Source organism: Bacillus sp. MHSD_36, assembly GCF_030757775.1.
GTDB lineage: Bacteria > Bacillota > Bacilli > Bacillales > Bacillaceae_G > Bacillus_A.
Genome location: NZ_JAVBIS010000002.1, coordinates 53,614 through 73,006, shown reverse-complemented (window position 1 = coordinate 73,006; position 19,393 = coordinate 53,614). Strand labels below are relative to the sequence as shown.

Genomic DNA, 19,393 nt, shown 5'->3' with positions numbered 1-19,393 from the left:
AGTGCAACGTGCTGATTGGAAAACGCTTAAATGACCGTTATAAGCTACTGAAAATGATTGGTGGCGGTGGAATGGCCAATGTGTATTTAGCTCATGATGAAATACTGGGCCGGGATGTAGCGGTAAAAATATTAAGACTCGACTATTCAAATAACGAAGAGTTCATTAAACGTTTCCATCGAGAAGCGCAGTCTGTTACAACGTTGTCGCATCCAAATATTGTGAATATGTATGATGTCGGAGAAGAAGATGGTATATATTATCTTGTAATGGAGTATGTACCAGGACAAACATTGAAGCAATACATAATCGAGCGAGGGATGTTACCTATAGGAGAAGCTCTTGATATTATGGAGCAGTTAACATCCGCCATGGCACACGCCCATCATTTTGAAATTGTGCACCGTGATATAAAACCGCACAACATATTAATTCGAACTGATGGAGTAATAAAAGTAACAGATTTTGGAATTGCGACAGCTACAAGTGCAACAACAATTACACATACAAATTCGGTACTCGGTTCGGTGCATTACCTATCACCAGAACAAGCGCGCGGCGGGATAGCAAATAAACAATCAGATATTTATTCCCTAGGGATTGTTATGTTTGAGTTGTTAACAGGAAGACAACCGTTTTCTGGCGAATCTGCTGTTGCTATAGCTTTGAAGCATTTACAAAGTGAAATTCCGTCTCCAAAAAGATGGAATGAAAATATTCCACAAAGTGTGGAAAATATTATATTAAAGGCAACTGCAAAAGATCCGTTTCATCGATATCAATCTGCCAATGCGATGAAACGAGATATTGAAACTGCGCTATATCCAGAGAGGATAAATGAGCAGCCATTTTACATACCGGAAGATATGGAAGCGACAAAAGCGATTCCGATTATTCAACAAGAACAATTATTCGAAAATGTAACTGATGAAACAATTGTTTTAAAAGGAAGTAAAGTGGATGAACAGACAAGAAACGAAGAAGCAAAATTAAATAAAAAGAAAAAACGAAGTAATAAATGGCTCAAAATTTTAATTACAACATTTTTACTTTTAGCGATTGGAATAACATTAGCGCTTACTGTTATTCCAGGATTCTTTATTCCAAAAGATGTAAAAGTCCCTGATGTGGCTGGTATGAAATATACGACAGCAGTAAATACATTAGTTGAAAAGGGTTTTGAGGTTACGGAACCTAGTATTGTATATACAGATGATGTAGAAGTCGGCGATGTCATAAAAACAGACCCTGTAGCAGGGAGAGTCGTGAAAGAAAACTCTAAAATTACTATCTATCAATCAGGTGGAAAAAAGAAAAATAAGATGAGTGATCTCACAGGAAAAGACTTTGAGAGTATAAGGAATGAATTAGAAGAAAAATATAAGCAAGTTACAATAAATTATATTGAAAATGATAGGCCAAAAGGTGAGATCGTTGAGCAAATTCCGACGCCGGATCAAATGGTAGTAGAAGCGGAACAAGAACTGAAAATTTGGGTAAGTAAAGGTCCTTATCAAATTAGACCAGGTGATTTTTCAGGATGGACTGAAAATAGCGTAAATGGTTATTTGAATGAGAGAAAACTAACTCCAGATATAAAACGCGAGTATTCTGATACTGTTGATAAAGGACTTGTCATTTCGCAATCTCCAAAACCAGGAACGCCGTTAAAAGAAGGAGATAAAGTGACGATTGTTATCTCAGAAGGTCCTAAGCCGAAAGTAACGAAAACAGTGAAAGTAGATAATATTTCTATTCCGTATGAGTCTTCTATAATAGGTGAGAAAAAACCACAAACGATAGAAATTTATAAAGAAGATATGCAACAAAAAATGGATAGACCAATTGAAACTAGAACAATTTCGGAGTCGGCAACTATTTCATTAGAATTTGTAATTCAAGAAGGCACAAAAGGACACTATAAAATTGTGCGAGATGGTGTAACGATTATCGACAAAGAAGTACCTTACCCGACTCAATAATAATGAATTCCATGTTCTGTTTAAAGAGGATGGGATGTATTACTCTTGCCTGTTATGCTGTCTACATATAGTAGAAAGTATAACAGGCAAAAATATATGATTCAAAAAGCTATAAAAGTGATACTGTTATAAATAATATTTTAAATTTGATGGTAGGTTAAATATAATAACTTGTATATATGACGGGTTTTGAAATCATTATTTAATAATTTTAATTACAGCTTCACTTTATACAAAATAAAGGAGAATTATATGCCAGAAGGAAAAATTGTAAAAGCTCTAAGTGGGTTTTATTATGTGCAACATGAAGATGGGATTACACAATGTCGCGGGCGTGGTGTGTTTAGAAAAAATAAAATTACACCACTGGTAGGAGACCAAGTTGTCTTTCAAGCAGATAATCCAACTGAAGGATACGTGCTTGAAGTATTTGATCGAAAAAATGAACTTGTTAGGCCTCCTATTGCTAATGTTGACCAAGCCATCCTTGTTTTCTCCGCAGTAGAACCAGATTTTAATCCGGGACTGTTAGATCGATTTTTAGTGCTGATCGAATATCATAACATTAAACCGATTATTTGCATTAGTAAGATGGATTTAGTAGATGAAAAAATGAGAGAGACTGTTGAATCTTATGCAAATGACTATCGTGAGATGGGATATGATGTATTATTTACTTCTATAAATACATCGGAAAGTATTGATATTTTAAAACCATTCTTAGAAGGTTGTGTTTCTGTCGTTGCAGGACAATCAGGTGTTGGAAAATCTTCTATGCTTAACGTTTTACGTCCAGAGTTAGAACTGAAAACAAATGATATTTCCTCGCATTTAGGACGCGGAAAACATACGACAAGACACGTGGAATTGATTGCGATTGGAAGCGGACTAGTTGCAGATACACCTGGTTTTAGTTCGCTTGATTTCATAGATATCGAGGTAGAAGATCTTACATATTGTTTTCCAGAGTTGAAAGAAGCGAGCCAATACTGTAAATTTAGAGGGTGTACACATCTTTCTGAACCGAAATGTGCTGTGAAAGCAGCGGTTGAAGAAGGGAAGATTACAGAATATCGTTATAAGAATTACAAACAATTCGTAGAAGAAATTAGAGAGAGAAAGCCGAGGTATTAGTTATGATTAAAATTGCACCATCGATCTTATCAGCAGATTTTTCAAAATTAGGGGAAGAAATTAAAGATGTAGAAAAGGGCGGAGCAGATTACATTCACGTCGATGTAATGGATGGACATTTCGTACCAAATATTACGATCGGACCGTTAATTGTAGAAGCAATCCGTCCGATTACATCGTTACCATTAGATGTACATTTAATGATTGAAAATCCTGATAACTATATCCCGACTTTTGCAAAAGCAGGAGCGGATATTATTACTGTTCATGTAGAGGCGTGTCCTCATTTACATCGTACAATTCAGTTAATTAAATCTCATGGTATTAAAGCGGGGGTTGTATTAAATCCGCATACGCCAGTTTCAGTGATTGAGCATGTATTAGAAGATATCGATATGGTATTACTTATGACAGTAAATCCTGGATTTGGTGGACAGAAATTTATCCATTCTGTATTACCGAAAATTAAACAAGTTGCAGATATGGTTAAAGAGCACAATCTAGACGTAGAAATTGAAGTTGATGGTGGTGTAAACGCTGAAACAGCAAGACTTTGTGTGGAAGCAGGAGCAAATGTACTTGTAGCAGGATCAGCTGTATACAATCAAAAAGACCGCGGTGAAGCAATTCGTGTCATTCGTGGATAATGAATGAACGAGTCTTTATCCCAGTGAATCTTCTAGTGTACTAGGTTTTCACTGTTTATAAAGGATAGAGAAAAAATATGTAAAAAGGCAATCTACCGAATGGCAGATTGCCTTTTTACAATAGAAGGGGAAGGAAACATGATTATTCATATTTTAGCGGGAGGCCCTGCGGAATATTGTGCAGATTTTTCTCGATATGAAAATGAAAAAGTAGTGTGGGCGGCAGTTGATAGAGGAGTATATCGTTTATTAAAAGGAGGGATTACTCCAGCTGTTGCATTTGGAGATTACGATTCGGTTACTGAAGAGGAATTAGAATGGATGGGACAGCAAACAAATGATTTACATATTGTTCCTCGTGAAAAAGATCAAACAGATTTAGAGATTGCGATTAACTGGGCGTTAGAACAAAATCCGGCATTAATTCGCATTTTTGGTGCTACTGGCGGAAGGTTGGATCACGGTTTAGCAAATATACAGATGCTTTTAAAAGGGTTAGAAGTAGGAATAGAAATGTGTATTGTAGACAATAAAAATGAAATAAGCGTAAAAAAAGTGGGTACACATATAATTGAAGAAAATAAAAATTTCCCTTATGTATCTTTTGTACCGGTTACTGAAATAGTGGAAGGGATTACATTGCTCGGTTTTAAGTATCCTCTAACAAATAAAACAATAGAGTGGGGATCGACACTTTGTATTAGTAATGAACTCGTTGAGGAAAAAGGTACTTTTTCATTTACTTCTGGCATATTAATGGTGATAAGAAGCACTGATTAAAGAAACAATTTTGCTCCTTACATCATATAGTGAACAAGTGGAGTAATGGGGATTAGGAGGGAAACCATGAGATTTTATACAATTAAGTTACCTAAATTTCTTGGTGGAATTGTTCGTGCCATGTTAAATACCTTCAAAAAAGATTAAAAAAAGCACCTATTACCGGTGCTTTTTTCATTGGTATAGTAAAAAAAGAGCCTAGCGGCTCTTTTTTTTATTATTAAACACGTTCGATTTTGCCAGATTTTAATGCTCTAGCAGAAACGTAAACACGTTGAACTTTTCCGTCGATGCGTACGCGAACTTTTTGAAGGTTAGCGCCCCACTTACGTTTTGTAGCGTTCATTGCGTGAGAACGAGAGTTACCAGAACGAGCTTTTCTTCCAGTAATAGCACAAACACGAGCCATTTATATTTCCCTCCCTTGATACCTTACCATACGTAATTTTTCAATGTTAGTCTTTTATGCGATGCTAAAAACACTACTATAATTTAACACAACTAAATAGAGAATGCAACACTGTAGAAAAAAGAAATCAAGAAAAATTACTTGACACTACATATCAATGAAGAAAAGTTGAAATCAAGAAAAATTGCTTGACATATTATAGTGGTACATGTTGTATAATAACAATGGACTATTTTGCTCATCATAAAAAATGTGATTTAAAACATAAAATATGAGAGTGAAAAGAAAGAACGATGGAATTTTCTTTAAAAAGATTATATGATAGTAACTAAAGTAGTCTAACTCACTTTCACCATTTATGAAGGGGGAAAACGAGATGTCAATTGAAATTAAAACGAAGTACGGTCAAATTGATATTAGTACAGATGTAATTGCAACAATTGCTGGAGGTGCCGCGGTAGATTGCTACGGTATCGTAGGTATGGCATCAAAAAATCAGTTAAAAGATGGATTAACAGACATTTTACGAAAAGAAAACTTCACTAGAGGTGTTATCGTTCGTAAAGATGAAGATGAAGTACATATTGATATGTATATTATTGTGAGCTATGGTACGAAAATTTCAGAAGTAGCACATAACGTGCAGACGAAAGTGAAATATACATTAGATCAAACTGTAGGACTAGCAGTAGATTCTGTAAACATCTACGTACAAGGAGTTAAAGTAATAAACTTGTAATGTGCATTAAGGAGGAAAATCTGTGTCAATTCAAAAAATTGATGGAAAACGTTTATCACAAATGATCATTCAAGGAGCGAATAATTTAACAAATAATGTTCAGCTTGTTGATGCATTAAACGTATTTCCAGTTCCAGATGGCGATACCGGTACAAACATGAACTTATCTATGACTTCAGGCGCACGTGAAGTGAAAGCAAATCCTTCACAACACGCTGGTAAAGTCGGCGTAAGTTTAGCCAAAGGATTATTAATGGGAGCTCGTGGTAACTCTGGAGTTATTTTATCTCAGTTATTCCGTGGTTTCTCAAAATCTATTGAGCAAAAAGAAGAATTAACAACAGTTGATTTTGCTGAAGCTTTAGAAGCTGGAGTAGAAGCGGCTTACAAAGCGGTTATGAAACCGATTGAAGGAACGATTTTAACGGTTGCTAGAGAAACGGGTAAATATGCAGTAACAGTTGCGAAAAAACAGCGCGACTTTGTTTTGTTTATGGAAGACGTTGTGAAAGAAGCAAATGCATCGTTAAATCGTACGCCGGATTTATTACCTGTATTAAAACAAGTTGGCGTTGTAGATAGCGGTGGTAAAGGTCTTGTTGTTGTATACGAAGGATTTTTAGCTGACTTAAAAGGAGAAACAATTTCTTCAGATGCGCCGACGCAACCATCTATGAATGAAATGGTACGCGCAGAACATCACCGTAGTGTACAAAGCCAATTGAGTACAGAAGATATTAAGTATGGATATTGTACGGAGTTCATGGTGAAATTAGAAGCTGAAAAAGTGAAAGAACATAATTTCTCTGAACAAAAATTCCGTGAAGATATTAGTGTGTATGGTGATTCTTTACTAGTTGTATCTGATGATGAGATTGTAAAAGTTCATATTCATGCAGAGCATCCTGGAGACGCTATGAACTACGGACAACGTTACGGTAGTTTAATCAAGATTAAAGTAGAGAATATGCGTGAACAGCATACTGCTTTATTAGATGAGCCTGCTATGATGCCTGAGCCAATTAGTCAGTCTAAAGAGAAGCAACCGTACGGTATCGTAACTGTAGCTATGGGATCTGGTATTAAAACTTTATTTGAGAGCATTGGCGCAACGAAAGTTATCGAAGGTGGCCAAACGATGAATCCAAGTACGGAGGATATTGTGAAGGCGATTGAAGAAGCGAACGCTGAAAAAATCATTATTTTACCGAATAACGGGAATATCGTGATGGCAGCAGAACAAGCAGCGTCAGTTGTCGATCAAGAAGTAATTGTAGTTCGTTCAAAAACAGTTCCTCAAGGTATGGCTGCAATGTTAGCATTTAATCCAGTTGGAACGTTAGAAGAAAATGAAGAAAACATGAAAGAAGCTTTATCTCATGTGAAAACTGGTCAAATTACGTATGCTGTACGTGATACGGAAATTGATGGTGTAGCAATTCAAAAAGATGACTTCATGTGTATTGCAGATGGAAAAATCGTATCAACAAATGCTGAAAAAGTAGGAGCTGCGAAGCAATTACTAAAAGCACTTATTGATGAAGATTCTGAAATCGTAACGATTCTACAAGGTGAAGATGCAACTGACGAAGAAGTAGCTGAGTTAGTTGAATTTGTAGAAGAGAACTTTGAAGATGCAGAAGTAGAAGTACATGCTGGAAACCAACCGGTGTATTCTTTCATCTTCTCTGTAGAATAAGAAATAATTCGTTTTGGAAATAAACGGATTATTTACTTGCTAATGGATAATAAGTAGTAATATGAAGTTTATTACTAGTTTTTATTCAAAAGGCTAGCATATTGAAGATAAAAAAGAGCCTTGCTGCTAATAGTGAGGCTCTTTTCTTTCGTGTTGCTTATGAGGGATTCGAGTAGTTTCTCTTAGAATGCCTATGATAGAATATATAAGGTGAAAGAGAGCGATTACAGATGTCAATCGCGTTAATGGATAATGAAAGAAAATAATGTGACGGAGCGTGAGAATCTTGAATGAAGTTGTACAAGTTCCTGTTACGGATGTAAAGGGAATCGGAGGAGAAACATCTGAATTACTACACGAGATGGGAATTTATACAGTTTCTCATCTATTAGAGCATTTTCCGTACCGTTATGAAGATTACGCGATGAAAGATCTTGCTGAAGTAAAGCATGATGAACGCGTAACAGTTGAGGGGAAGGTTCATAGTGCTCCTTTACTACAATATTATGGGAAGAAAAAATCGCGTCTTACGGTTCGTGTCCTTGTCGGTCGTTATTTAATTACGGCTGTATGTTTTAATAGGCCGTACTATAAGCAGAAGTTAACTTTAGATGAAACGGTAACGATTACTGGTAAATGGGATCAGCATCGTCAAACGATTGCAGTATCAGAACTTCATTTTGGACCGGTTGTACGTCAACAAGAAGTAGAACCTGTATACTCAGTGAAAGGGAAGCTTACAGTAAAACAGATGCGCCGTTTTATTGCACAAGCGCTAAAGGAGTACGGAGATTCTATAGTCGAAGTGTTGCCTGACGGATTGCTAAGTCGATATAAATTATTGCCACGTTATGAAGCGCTTCGGGCGTTGCATTTTCCAACAGGACAGGAAGATTTAAAACAAGCGCGTCGCCGTTTTGTATATGAGGAATTTTTCTTATTCCAGTTGAAAATGCAAACATTACGGAAAATGGAGAGAGAAAATTCGAAAGGGACGAAAAAAGAAATTCCTTCAGCAGAATTGCAAGAGTTTATTGATGCACTTCCGTTTCCGTTAACTGGCGCACAACGCCGTGTTGTGGATGAAATTATGAAAGATATGACATCTCCTTATCGAATGAATCGTCTGTTGCAAGGCGATGTAGGTTCTGGTAAAACGGTGGTTGCAGCAATTGGGCTTTATGCAGCCAAATTAGCACATTATCAAGGTGCTTTAATGGTTCCTACAGAAATTTTAGCAGAACAACATTATCAATCGCTCGCAGAGACGTTCTCGCACTTTGGTATGAAAGTGGAATTATTAACAAGTTCGGTTAAAGGCGCAAGACGTCGAGAGATTTTGGCAAAATTAGAACAAGGAGAAATAGACATCCTTGTTGGAACGCATGCTTTAATTCAAGATGAAGTTATTTTTCATAGGTTAGGTCTCGTGATTACTGATGAACAACATCGGTTTGGTGTAGCGCAGCGACGAGTTTTAAGGGAAAAAGGTGAAAGTCCAGACGTTTTATTTATGACAGCAACACCAATTCCGCGTACGTTAGCAATTACTGCATTTGGAGAGATGGATGTTTCTATAATCGATGAGATGCCAGCTGGTAGAAAGGTAATTGAAACATACTGGGCAAAACATGATATGTTAGACCGTGTTCTAGGTTTTGTAGAGAAAGAGATCAAAAAAGGGAGACAAGCATATGTTATTTGTCCTCTTATTGAAGAATCTGAGAAACTGGATGTACAAAATGCAATCGACTTACATAGTATGTTGACTCATCATTATCAAGGGAAATGTCAAGTCGGATTAATGCATGGAAGATTATCATCTCAGGAAAAAGAAGAGATAATGGGACAATTTAGTGAAAATAACGTGCAAATTCTTGTATCGACAACAGTTGTTGAAGTAGGTGTGAACGTACCGAATGCGACTGTAATGGTTATTTATGACGCTGAGCGTTTCGGTTTATCGCAGCTTCATCAGCTAAGAGGGCGTGTTGGTCGTGGTAGTGAACAATCGTATTGTTTATTAATCGCAGATCCGAAATCGGAAACAGGAAAAGAGCGAATGCGTATTATGACCGAAACGAATGATGGATTTGTATTGTCAGAAAAAGATTTAGAGTTAAGAGGTCCTGGAGATTTCTTTGGGAGTAAGCAAAGTGGTTTACCAGAATTCAAGGTTGCTGATATGGTACATGATTATCGAGCGTTAGAAACAGCTAGACAAGATGCGGCGTTACTAGTAGATTCAGAAGCATTTTGGCATAATGATCAATATGCGTCGCTGCGTAAGTATCTTGACGGGACAGGTGTGTTCCAGGGAGAGAAGCTCGATTAAAGGGAGGCAACGAAAGTTTTTGTTGCATTCTACTTTTAATGATTATATACTACTGTTAGTACCTAGTCATAAAAATGGATGGTGCGGTATGAAAAAAAGAAGAAGTAAAAAAGAAAGACAAGAATTATTACAACAAACTATAGAAACGAATCCTTTTATTACGGATGAAGATTTAGCAGAAAAATTTCAGGTGAGTATACAAACCGTACGTCTTGATCGTATGGAATTATCTATTCCTGAATTAAGAGAAAGAATTAAACATGTAGCTACAAAGCAACATGAAGAAGATGTGAAATCTTTACCGTTAGAAGAGGTTGTCGGAGAAATTATCGATATAGAATTAGATAGACATGCGATTTCTATTTTTGAAGTGAAGGTAGAACACGTATTTAAAAGAAATCAAATTGCTCGTGGGCATCATTTGTTTGCACAAGCAAACTCACTAGCTGTTGCGGTTATTGATGAAGAATTAGCATTAACTGCAAAGTCTACCATTCGATACATTCGTCCTGTAAAATTAGGAGAGCGTGTCGTTGCGAAAGCGCGCGTTGAAGATGTAGAGAATGATAAAGGACGGACGGTTGTCAAAGTGCGTAGCTTTGTTGGAGAAGAACTTGTTTTCACAGGCACTTTTGAAATGTATCGATCTAGTAATTATAGTGAGGAAGGTAACAACTTATGAAAATCGCAATAGATGCAATGGGCGGCGATCATGCTCCAAAGGCTGTCGTACTAGGAGCAATGAAAGCTATTAAGGAATATTCAGATTTACATATTACGTTAGTAGGGAAAGAAGAGGGAATTCGTCAATACTTAACGAGTGAAGAACGAATTACTATACTTCATACAGATGAAAAAATCGAATCGACAGATGAACCAGTAAGAGCCGTTCGTCGAAAAAAACAAGCTTCAATGGTACTAGCAGCACAGCAAGTGAAAGACGGTGTAGCGGATGCTTGTATATCAGCTGGTAGCACAGGAGCTTTAATGGCGGCTGGATTGTTTGTTGTAGGTCGTATGGAAGGAATTGAGCGACCAGCTTTATCCCCTACAATGCCAACTGTTGATGGAGAAGGTTTTGTTATGTTAGATGTTGGAGCGAACGTTGATGCAAAACCAATTCATTTATATCAATATGCAGTAATGGGATCTGTATATGCTGAGAAAGTAAGAGGAATTAAAAATCCTCGCGTTGGACTTTTAAACGTTGGAACAGAAGATGGCAAAGGTAACGAGCTTTCAAAACAAGTCTTTGCAATGCTTAAGGATGCCCCAATTCATTTCGTTGGGAACGTTGAATCAAGAGATTTATTGCAAGGTGTAGCAGATGTTGTAGTATGTGATGGGTTTACAGGGAATGTAGCACTGAAATCATTAGAAGGAACAGCACTTGCATTATTCTCTATGTTAAAAGAACAGTTAATGAGTTCGTTTACGAGCAAATTAGCAGCAGCGGTATTAAAGCCAAAACTTATGGTATTAAAAGATAAAATGGATTATTCGGAGTATGGAGGAGCGGCATTATTTGGATTGAAGGCTCCTGTCATTAAGGCTCACGGTTCTTCCAATGACCAATCGATATTTAGTGCGATTCGTCAGACGAGAGAAATGGTAGCGAAAGAAGTTATTCCTACTATTTCAAGCGTAATGGAGAAAGAGCCACTCCAATAAGAGGAGGATTTGAAATGGGAAAACTAGCATTTCTTTTTCCGGGCCAAGGTTCACAGGCAGTTGGAATGGGTAAACAGTTAGCAGAGAATAATAAAGAGGTTGCAAATGTATTTGCAAAAGCAGATGAGGTATTGCAAGATTCACTTTCGGAAGTGATTTTTGAAGGACCGCAAGACAAGCTTACGTTAACGACAAATGCGCAACCGGCCTTATTAACAACGAGTTTTGCTATTTTGACAGCTTTAAAAGAGTATGATATTATACCAGACTTTGTCGCAGGGCATAGTTTAGGTGAATATAGCGCTCTTGTAGCGGCGGGTGCAATAACTTTTGAAGATGCAGTATATGCTGTAAGGAAACGTGGGGAATATATGGAAGAAGCTGTTCCTGGCGGAGAAGGTGCAATGGCGGCTATTTTAGGTGCTGATCCACATATGCTGAAACAAGTTACAGAAGAAGTAACAAGTGAAGGATATGCAGTACAAATTGCTAATATGAATAGTACGAAGCAAATTGTGATTTCTGGAACAAAGCAAGGAGTCGAGATTGCTTCTCAAAGAGCGAAAGAAAATGGTGCAAAGAGAGCTGTTCCGCTTAAGGTAAGTGGACCGTTCCACTCTTCGCTTATGAAGCCAGCAGCGGAGAAATTCCAAAGTGTCTTAAATGAAATTACAATTCAAGATACGAATATTCCGGTTATCGCAAATGTAACAGCAGACGTTATTACAAGTGGTGCGCATATTCAAGAAAAGCTAATTGAGCAGCTCTATTCGCCTGTCTTATGGTACCCATCCATTGAATACATGGTGAGTCAAGGGGTAGATACATTTATTGAGATTGGACCTGGGAAAGTACTTGCTGGACTTATGAAGTCAATTGATTCATCAGTGAAAGCATACGCGATATATGATGAAGAGACATTACAAGATACCATTTCGAATTTGAGAGGAGAAAACTGATGTTAAAAGGGAAAGTAGCATTAGTAACGGGTGCTTCACGTGGAATCGGTCGTGCAATTGCGATTGATTTAGCAAAACAAGGGGCAAATGTTGTAGTGAATTATGCTGGTAACGAGCAAAAGGCAAATGAAGTAGTTGATGAAATAAAGAAATTAGGTTCAGATGCAATTGCAGTAAGAGCAGATGTTGCAAATGCTGAAGACGTTACAACTATGGTGAAACAAACTGTAGATGCATTTGGACAAGTTGATATTCTTGTAAATAATGCAGGTGTAACAAAAGATAATTTATTAATGCGTATGAAAGAAGAAGAATGGGATACAGTTATTAATACAAACCTAAAAGGTGTATTCTTATGTACGAAGGCAGTATCTCGATATATGATGCGTCAACGTCATGGACGTATTGTAAATATCGCTTCTGTTGTCGGAGTAACGGGAAACCCAGGACAAGCAAACTATGTTGCTGCTAAAGCGGGTGTAATTGGATTAACAAAAACATCAGCAAAAGAGTTAGCGAGCCGTAATATTACTGTAAATGCAATTGCTCCTGGATTTATTGCGACAGATATGACAGACGTATTAGATGAAAATATAAAAGCTGAAATGTTAAAATTAATTCCTGCAGCTCAGTTTGGTGAGGCGCAAGATATCGCGAATGCTGTAACATTTTTTGCTTCTGATCAAAGCAAATATATTACAGGTCAAACGTTAAATGTTGATGGCGGTATGGTAATGTAATAAAAGAATCGATTTCAGCTAGTTTTTTTGGACAATATTTAATATAATATTTGAGGGGAGGTGAATGGAATGGCAGATGTTTTAGAGCGTGTAACAAAAATCATCGTTGATCGTTTAGGAGTAGAAGAAACAGAAGTAGTACCAGCTGCAAGCTTCAAGGAAGATTTAGGAGCAGACTCCCTAGATGTAGTAGAACTTGTAATGCAATTAGAAGACGAATTCGAAATGGAAATTTCTGATGAAGATGCTGAAAAGATTGCTACTGTTGGCGATGCTGTGACTTACATAGAGAGTCATCTATAATGCTTGAATGAAGTCCCGTTTTTTAGCGGGGCTTCTCGGCTTATATCTGGAGGGACCTATGCCGTACCGTAAATATAGAGAAAAAAAATACGAAACAAAATATCGTGAAGCGTTTAAAGTATTTCAAGAAAAGATAGGTATTACGTTTACAGATGAAAAATTATTGATTCAAGCATTTACGCATTCATCGTATGTGAATGAGCATCGAAAAAAACCGCATGAAGACAATGAGCGTCTCGAATTTCTTGGAGATGCAGTATTGGAACTTACTGTATCGCAGTATCTGTTTCAAAAATATCCGACAATGAGCGAAGGAGAGTTAACAAAACTACGTGCAGCTATTGTATGTGAACCATCTCTTGTTCGTTTTGCCAACGAGTTGTCATTTGGTAGCCTTGTTTTATTAGGAAAAGGTGAGGAAATGACAGGCGGACGTGAACGACCAGCTTTATTAGCGGATGTCTTTGAAGCGTTTATTGGTGCCCTTTATCTTGATCAAGGGCTAGAAACAGTATGGGGCTTCCTAAAAGAAATTGTATACCCTAAAATTAATGAAGGTGCTTTTTCTCATGTGATGGATTATAAGAGTCAATTACAAGAGTTGATTCAGCGTGATGGTAGTGGCAATATTGAGTATCAAATTTTGCAAGAAAAAGGACCAGCTCACAATCGAGAATTTGTGTCACGTGTTACGTTAAATAACGTGGCTTTAGGTCTTGGTAGTGGTAAGTCAAAAAAAGAAGCAGAGCAACAAGCTGCTGCAGAAGCGTTGAAAAAGTTAAAAGAACAACTATAAGGAATCCCCCTTTGAATGAGGGGGATTCCTTGTGCATAGAATGAAACTTTCCTTTCGTTTGTAAGTGTAAGGGAAGGAAATCCGTATAATAGTTTGTTTTTGTATAAACAACATTTATAGCAACGGAGAATAGGAGGAAGGCCTTTCGTGTTTTTAAAAAGATTAGAAATAGCAGGATTTAAGTCTTTTGCTGAGCGTGTATCTGTTGATTTTGTCCCAGGTGTAACGTCTGTAGTAGGACCTAATGGAAGCGGGAAAAGTAATATTACTGATGCCATTCGCTGGGTACTTGGTGAACAATCGGCAAAATCATTACGTGGTGCAAAGATGGAAGATATTATTTTTGCAGGCAGTGATACGAGAAGAGCAGTTAATGTTGCTGAAGTAACGATAACTTTAAATAATGAGGATCAACGTTTACCGATTGAATATAATGAGGTGTGTGTAACGCGTCGTGTATCTCGTTCTGGTGATAGTGATTTTTATATTAATAAACAATCATGTAGATTGAAAGATATTATCGACTTATTTATGGACTCTGGTATGGGAAGAGAAGCTTTTTCGATTATTAGCCAGGGGAAAGTTGAAGAGATTTTAAGTAGTAAATCAGAAGAACGTCGTGGTGTATTTGAAGAAGCGGCGGGAGTGCTGAAATACAAACTTCGTAAAAAGAAAGCTGAAGGGAAATTAGCAGATACACAAGAAAATTTAAATCGTGTACAAGATATAATTCACGAATTAAGTAGTCAAGTAGAACCTTTAGAAAGACAAGCTTCTATTGCGAAAGATTATCTTGAGAAAAAAGAAGAATTAGAGAAAGTAGAAGCGGCGCTTATTGTACATGAAATTGAAGAATTACATGAGAAATGGGAAGCGCTTCGAAATCAGTTTGGGCATAATAAAAACGAAGAAGCGAAAATGTCAACACATTTACAAAAAGGTGAAGAAGAGCTAGAGGAATTACGAGGCCAATTACAAGCAGTAGATGAGTCTGTAGATTCCCTGCAAGAAGTACTTCTTCTTTCTAGTAAAGAACTAGAAAAGTTAGAAGGGCAGCGTGAGCTATTAAAAGAGAGAAAGCAAAATGCAACGACGCATTGTGCGCAACTCGAACAGTTAATTGTTGAATTAACTGCGAAAGCTACAAGTTATGATGGTGAGATAGAATCAAGTACAGAAGTGTTGATGCAATTTGTAAATCAAGTAAAAGAGTTGGAGACGAAATTGCATGATAATGAGCAATTACTTGCAACGTTTGCTGACAATTTAGAGGAACAAATTGAGAATTTAAAAGGTGACTATATTGAGCTTTTAAATCAACAAGCTAGTCATCGTAATGAATTATCTATGATTGAAGAACAATCTAAACAACAAAACTCTAAAAATGAACGCCTTGATGAAGAAAATGCGAAATATGTAGAAATGCGTATGGAAATTACAGCGAAAAAGACGAAACTTGTGGAAAGTTATGAACAAGTGAAAGAAAAAGTAGCTGGAATCCTGTCGAATATACAAAAGACAGAAGCGGCACTTGGGAAATGCAAAGCACAGTATAGTGAAAACGAAACAAAACTGTATCAAGCGTATCAATTTGTACAACAGGCACGTTCTCGAAAAGAAATGCTAGAAGAGATGCAAGAAGATTACTCTGGTTTCTATCAAGGGGTACGTGAAGTATTAAAAGCTAGAGAAAATAGGTTGCAAGGTATCGAGGGTGCTGTTGCGGAACTGCTAACGGTACCGAAAGAATATGAAGTTGCAATGGAGATTGCTCTAGGTGCAGCAACACAGCATATTGTCGTACAAAAAGAAGAGCATGCTCGTAATGCAATTGCATTTTTAAAACAAAATAAACATGGACGAGCAACGTTTTTACCACAAGCTGTTATTAAAGGTAGATCGTTATCGTTTGAGCAATTACGTATTGTAAATCAGCACCCATCGTTTGTAGGTGTGGCGGCAGAACTTGTGCAATATAACAATAAATATGAAAATGTAGTTTCGAATTTGTTAGGTACTGTTATTGTTGCAAAAGATTTACGCGGGGCGAATGAGTTGGCGAAACAACTACAATACCGTTATCGCATTGTAACAATCGAAGGTGATGTAGTGAATCCTGGTGGTTCTATGACAGGTGGAGCGGTAAAACAGGCGAAATCTTCTTTATTAGGACGTCAACGTGAGCTAGAAGAGTGGACGAACAAGTTAACTGATATGGAAGAAAAAACGACGAAGTTAGAAAACTTTGTTAAAGCAGTAAAGCAAGAAATTCAAGAAAAAGAAGTACAAATACGCGAACTGAGACAAAGTGTAGAGGTAGAGCGTGTAGAAGAACAGAAATTAAGGGAAGAAATTAGTCGCTTAGAATTAGAAGAACATCGTATTAATGATCGTTTATCAATTTATGATTTAGAGATTGAAGGGTTCTTGCAAGATCAAGTGAAAATGCAAGGGCGCAAAGAAGAGCTAGAAAAGATTTTAGCGACCCTTCAAGCAGAGATTACGGAATTAGATAGCAATATTGCAGCTTTAACAAAACAAAAAAGTGAGCAGCATTCTTCGAAAGAAAAAGTTCAAAAAGAAATGACAGAGTTAAAAGTGTTGGCAGCTGAAAAGCAACAACGCTTATCTAACCAAAAAGAAAAAGTTGAACGATTGACGAAGGAAAAAGAAGAAACAGATGCAACGCTTGTTAAAACGAAAGAGGACTTAGCATTCTTAAAACAAGAAATGACATCGAATTCAAGTGGTGAAGAGCAAATTACGAATATGATTGAGAAGAAAGCATACGATCGTAATCAAACTTCAGAGTTAATTCGCTCTCGTCGTGAACAACGTGTATCGTTACAAGAGAGAGTAGAACAGTTAGAACGTAATCTGAAAGAAACAACAGGTAAACATAAATACATTCTTGAGATGTTGAAAGATCAAGAAGTAAAAATTAACCGACTTGATGTAGAGTTAGAAAATAGATTACAACATTTACGTGAAACATATACAATTTCATTTGAAGCGGCAAAATTGAAGTATACAATGGTGATGCCTGCTGAGGATGCACGTAAAAAGGTGAAATTAATTAAACTATCTATCGAAGAGCTAGGTACAGTAAACTTAGGAGCAATTGATGAATATGAGCGTGTAGCAGAGCGTCATACATTCTTGCTAGAGCAAAAAGATGATCTAGAAGAAGCGAAAACGACATTGCACCAACTTATTACTGAAATGGATGAAGAAATGAAAAAACGCTTTTCTACTACGTTTGAAGGAATTCGAATGGAGTTTCAATCGGTATTCTCTGAATTGTTCGGAGGCGGTAGAGCGGATTTAGTCATGACGAATCCAGAGGATTTACTAAATACAGGTATTGATATTGTAGCGCAACCGCCAGGGAAGAAACTGCAAAACTTAGGTTTACTTTCAGGTGGAGAGCGTGCTTTAACAGCAATTGCGCTGTTATTTGGTATTTTAAAAGTGCGCCCAGTTCCATTCTGTGTACTAGATGAGGTAGAGGCTGCTCTTGATGAGGCGAACGTTGCCCGTTTTGCCCAGTATTTAAAGAAATTTAGTGATGAGACACAGTTTATTGTAATTACACATAGAAAAGGTACGATGGAAGAGTCTGACGTATTGTACGGTGTAACAATGCAAGAGTCAGGGGTATCTAAACTTGTCTCGGTTCGTTTAGATGATGGAGAAGAACTAGTTGCAAGCAAATAGGAAGGATGGGTCAGTATGAGCTTTTTTAAAAAACTAAAAGAAAAAATTTCGAAACAAACAGATACGGTAACAGAGAAGTTTAAACAAGGATTAGAAAAAACGAGAAATTCATTTGCGGATAAAGTAAATGATTTAGTCTTTCGTTACCGTAAAGTAGATGAAGATTTCTTCGAAGAATTAGAAGAGATTTTAATCGGTGCAGACGTTGGTGTGTCAACGGTAATGGAATTAATTGATCAATTGAAAGAAGAAGTGCAACGCCGTAACATTCAAGATCCAAGAGAAGTACAAGCTGTTATTTCGGAAAAACTAATAGAAATTTATAAAGGCGACAGCGATTTTACTAATGAAGTTAATATGCAAAAAGATGGCTTGACAGTTGTTTTATTTGTTGGTGTTAATGGTGTAGGTAAAACGACAACAATTGGTAAAATGGCTCATAAGTTTAAATCAGAAGGTAAGTCTGTCTTATTGGCGGCAGGAGATACATTCCGCGCTGGGGCGATTGAACAATTAGAAGTATGGGGCGATCGCGTTGGTGTAGAAGTGATTAAACAAGGATCAGGTTCTGATCCAGCTGCGGTTATGTATGACGCTGTACAAGCTGCAAAAGCACGTAACGTAGACGTATTACTATGCGATACAGCAGGACGTTTACAAAATAAAGTGAACTTAATGAAGGAGTTAGAGAAAGTAAAGCGTGTAATTGAGCGTGAAGTACCAGGAGCTCCTCATGAAGTATTACTTGTTATTGATGCTACAACAGGACAAAATGGTTTAAGTCAAGCGAAAACATTCCGTGAAGCAACGAATGTTACTGGTATTGTTTTAACGAAGTTAGATGGAACTGCTAAAGGTGGTATTGTATTAGCGATCCGTAATGAAATGGATGTACCGGTGAAATTTGTTGGATTAGGAGAGCAAATGGATGATCTGCAACAGTTCGATCCAGAACAATATGTATATGGTTTATTTGCGAACTTAGTAGAAACAGAAGAAGTATAAGTGAAAGAAGCGGTATTTTCCGCTTCTTTTTCTATAAAAATATGTGATGTTAAGAAAAAAACTTGACACTCTTTTGTACTCCATGTAAACTAATTCATGTAAAGGGAAATCACTTAACAAAGGATGATCCAACATGCTCGAAAAAACAACGAGAATGAACTATTTATTTGATTTTTATCAATCGTTGTTAACGCAAAAACAAAGAAGTTATATGTCGCTTTATTATCTAGATGATTTATCTCTTGGTGAAATTGCGGAAGAATTTGATGTAAGTCGCCAAGCCGTGTATGATAACATTAAACGGACTGAAGCGATGCTTGAAGAATATGAAGAAAAATTAGTATTACTTCAAAAGTTTCAAGAGCGACAGCGACTTGTTGCAAAGCTAAAACAGCTAATCAGCGAAGAAGAGCATGTGAATGAAGAAATGAAACAAGTTGTTGAAGCTATCGAAAAATTAGATTAGGAGGGCGGCAA

18 protein-coding genes are annotated in these 19,393 nt (G+C 37.0%); 17 read left to right on the top strand and 1 reads right to left on the bottom strand.

The annotated features are described in order from the left end of the window. Window positions 1-8: 8 nt before the first annotated feature. The 5 genes from prkC (at window position 9) to spoVM (ending at window position 4,690) form a co-directional block, all read left to right on the top strand. Window positions 9-1,982 carry a serine/threonine protein kinase PrkC gene (prkC, locus tag Q9B79_RS08360; RefSeq protein ID WP_306183385.1) on the top strand — a complete coding sequence of 658 codons (1,974 nt, stop codon included), beginning with the start codon at window positions 9-11 and terminating at the stop codon, window positions 1,980-1,982. A gap of 252 nt (window positions 1,983-2,234) precedes the next feature. Next, complete coding sequence (gene rsgA, locus Q9B79_RS08355) at window positions 2,235-3,116, top strand: ribosome small subunit-dependent GTPase A (RefSeq protein ID WP_306183383.1); 882 nt, start codon at window positions 2,235-2,237, stop codon at window positions 3,114-3,116. Window positions 3,117-3,118: 2 nt separating this feature from the next. Beyond that, window positions 3,119-3,763 carry a ribulose-phosphate 3-epimerase gene (rpe, locus tag Q9B79_RS08350; protein ID WP_306183381.1) on the top strand — a complete coding sequence of 215 codons (645 nt, stop codon included), beginning with the start codon at window positions 3,119-3,121 and terminating at the stop codon, window positions 3,761-3,763. Between the two features lie 99 nt (window positions 3,764-3,862). Beyond that, window positions 3,863-4,543, top strand: coding sequence for a thiamine diphosphokinase (locus Q9B79_RS08345; RefSeq protein WP_306183379.1), 681 nt, complete (start codon window positions 3,863-3,865; stop codon window positions 4,541-4,543). A gap of 66 nt (window positions 4,544-4,609) precedes the next feature. Then, the gene (gene spoVM, locus Q9B79_RS08340) at window positions 4,610-4,690 is read left to right on the top strand and encodes a stage V sporulation protein SpoVM (protein WP_001213599.1); all 81 of its coding nucleotides are present in this window, start codon (window positions 4,610-4,612) and stop codon (window positions 4,688-4,690) included. A gap of 73 nt (window positions 4,691-4,763) precedes the next feature. Here spoVM and rpmB read toward each other — a convergent pair whose 3' ends face one another. Further along, window positions 4,764-4,952 (bottom strand): 50S ribosomal protein L28, encoded by a 189-nt coding sequence (rpmB, locus tag Q9B79_RS08335; RefSeq protein WP_000124776.1) that lies wholly within the window; start codon window positions 4,950-4,952, stop codon window positions 4,764-4,766. 376 nt (window positions 4,953-5,328) lie between these two features. Between rpmB and Q9B79_RS08330 the strand changes: the two genes are divergently transcribed. The 12 genes from Q9B79_RS08330 to Q9B79_RS08275 all read left to right on the top strand — a co-directional run bounded on the left by Q9B79_RS08330 (window position 5,329) and on the right by Q9B79_RS08275 (window position 19,382). Beyond that, entirely contained in the window at window positions 5,329-5,691 is a 363-nt protein-coding gene (locus Q9B79_RS08330; RefSeq protein WP_000021109.1) for an Asp23/Gls24 family envelope stress response protein, read from the top strand. A gap of 22 nt (window positions 5,692-5,713) precedes the next feature. Continuing rightward, window positions 5,714-7,390 (top strand): DAK2 domain-containing protein, encoded by a 1,677-nt coding sequence (locus Q9B79_RS08325; protein WP_306183374.1) that lies wholly within the window; start codon window positions 5,714-5,716, stop codon window positions 7,388-7,390. 286 nt (window positions 7,391-7,676) lie between these two features. Then, window positions 7,677-9,725 carry an ATP-dependent DNA helicase RecG gene (gene recG / locus Q9B79_RS08320; protein WP_306183372.1) on the top strand — a complete coding sequence of 683 codons (2,049 nt, stop codon included), beginning with the start codon at window positions 7,677-7,679 and terminating at the stop codon, window positions 9,723-9,725. An 88-nt stretch (window positions 9,726-9,813) separates the two neighbouring features. Further along, entirely contained in the window at window positions 9,814-10,407 is a 594-nt protein-coding gene (fapR, locus tag Q9B79_RS08315) for a transcription factor FapR (protein ID WP_000747352.1), read from the top strand. Beyond that, window positions 10,404-11,396, top strand: a complete 993-nt coding sequence (plsX, locus tag Q9B79_RS08310; protein ID WP_064475001.1) for a phosphate acyltransferase PlsX — start codon at window positions 10,404-10,406, stop codon at window positions 11,394-11,396. The genes fapR and plsX overlap by 4 nt, the downstream gene beginning before the upstream one ends. A 14-nt stretch (window positions 11,397-11,410) precedes the next feature. Next, on the top strand, window positions 11,411-12,355 hold the full coding sequence (gene fabD, locus Q9B79_RS08305) for an ACP S-malonyltransferase (protein ID WP_306183369.1): 945 nt from the start codon (window positions 11,411-11,413) through the stop codon (window positions 12,353-12,355). Further along, window positions 12,355-13,095: a 3-oxoacyl-[acyl-carrier-protein] reductase gene (gene fabG / locus Q9B79_RS08300; RefSeq protein ID WP_016718306.1), complete on the top strand. Its 741-nt coding sequence runs from the start codon at window positions 12,355-12,357 to the stop codon at window positions 13,093-13,095. Before fabD ends, fabG begins: the two co-directional genes overlap by 1 nt. Window positions 13,096-13,164: 69 nt before the next feature. Further along, window positions 13,165-13,398 (top strand): acyl carrier protein, encoded by a 234-nt coding sequence (gene acpP / locus Q9B79_RS08295; RefSeq protein ID WP_000786062.1) that lies wholly within the window; start codon window positions 13,165-13,167, stop codon window positions 13,396-13,398. A gap of 58 nt (window positions 13,399-13,456) precedes the next feature. Beyond that, complete coding sequence (gene rncS / locus Q9B79_RS08290; RefSeq protein WP_001146876.1) at window positions 13,457-14,194, top strand: ribonuclease III; 738 nt, start codon at window positions 13,457-13,459, stop codon at window positions 14,192-14,194. Between the two features lie 147 nt (window positions 14,195-14,341). Next, window positions 14,342-17,911: a chromosome segregation protein SMC gene (gene smc / locus Q9B79_RS08285; RefSeq protein ID WP_306183364.1), complete on the top strand. Its 3,570-nt coding sequence runs from the start codon at window positions 14,342-14,344 to the stop codon at window positions 17,909-17,911. A 15-nt stretch (window positions 17,912-17,926) separates the two neighbouring features. Further along, window positions 17,927-18,916 (top strand): signal recognition particle-docking protein FtsY, encoded by a 990-nt coding sequence (ftsY, locus tag Q9B79_RS08280; RefSeq protein ID WP_000007650.1) that lies wholly within the window; start codon window positions 17,927-17,929, stop codon window positions 18,914-18,916. Window positions 18,917-19,049: 133 nt separating this feature from the next. Beyond that, complete coding sequence (locus Q9B79_RS08275) at window positions 19,050-19,382, top strand: putative DNA-binding protein (protein WP_000891062.1); 333 nt, start codon at window positions 19,050-19,052, stop codon at window positions 19,380-19,382. The last annotated feature ends 11 nt before the right edge of the window (window positions 19,383-19,393 follow it).

What these genes read in the sequence shown, in the direction of transcription:
- plsX (WP_064475001.1), top strand. Translation starts at nt 10,404, where the DNA reads ATGAAAATCGCAATAGATGCAATGGGCGGCGATCATGCTCCAAAGGCT.
- Q9B79_RS08345 (WP_306183379.1), top strand. Translation starts at nt 3,863, where the DNA reads ATGGCAGATTGCCTTTTTACAATAGAAGGGGAAGGAAACATGATTATT.
- acpP (WP_000786062.1), top strand. Translation starts at nt 13,165, where the DNA reads ATGGCAGATGTTTTAGAGCGTGTAACAAAAATCATCGTTGATCGTTTA.
- rpe (WP_306183381.1), top strand. Translation starts at nt 3,119, where the DNA reads ATGATTAAAATTGCACCATCGATCTTATCAGCAGATTTTTCAAAATTA.
- Q9B79_RS08275 (WP_000891062.1), top strand. Translation starts at nt 19,050, where the DNA reads ATGCTCGAAAAAACAACGAGAATGAACTATTTATTTGATTTTTATCAA.
- rncS (WP_001146876.1), top strand. Translation starts at nt 13,457, where the DNA reads ATGCCGTACCGTAAATATAGAGAAAAAAAATACGAAACAAAATATCGT.
- fapR (WP_000747352.1), top strand. Translation starts at nt 9,814, where the DNA reads ATGAAAAAAAGAAGAAGTAAAAAAGAAAGACAAGAATTATTACAACAA.
- fabD (WP_306183369.1), top strand. Translation starts at nt 11,411, where the DNA reads ATGGGAAAACTAGCATTTCTTTTTCCGGGCCAAGGTTCACAGGCAGTT.
- ftsY (WP_000007650.1), top strand. Translation starts at nt 17,927, where the DNA reads ATGAGCTTTTTTAAAAAACTAAAAGAAAAAATTTCGAAACAAACAGAT.
- Q9B79_RS08330 (WP_000021109.1), top strand. Translation starts at nt 5,329, where the DNA reads ATGTCAATTGAAATTAAAACGAAGTACGGTCAAATTGATATTAGTACA.
- rpmB (WP_000124776.1), bottom strand. Translation starts at nt 4,952, where the DNA reads ATGGCTCGTGTTTGTGCTATTACTGGAAGAAAAGCTCGTTCTGGTAAC.
- spoVM (WP_001213599.1), top strand. Translation starts at nt 4,610, where the DNA reads ATGAGATTTTATACAATTAAGTTACCTAAATTTCTTGGTGGAATTGTT.
- rsgA (WP_306183383.1), top strand. Translation starts at nt 2,235, where the DNA reads ATGCCAGAAGGAAAAATTGTAAAAGCTCTAAGTGGGTTTTATTATGTG.
- fabG (WP_016718306.1), top strand. Translation starts at nt 12,355, where the DNA reads ATGTTAAAAGGGAAAGTAGCATTAGTAACGGGTGCTTCACGTGGAATC.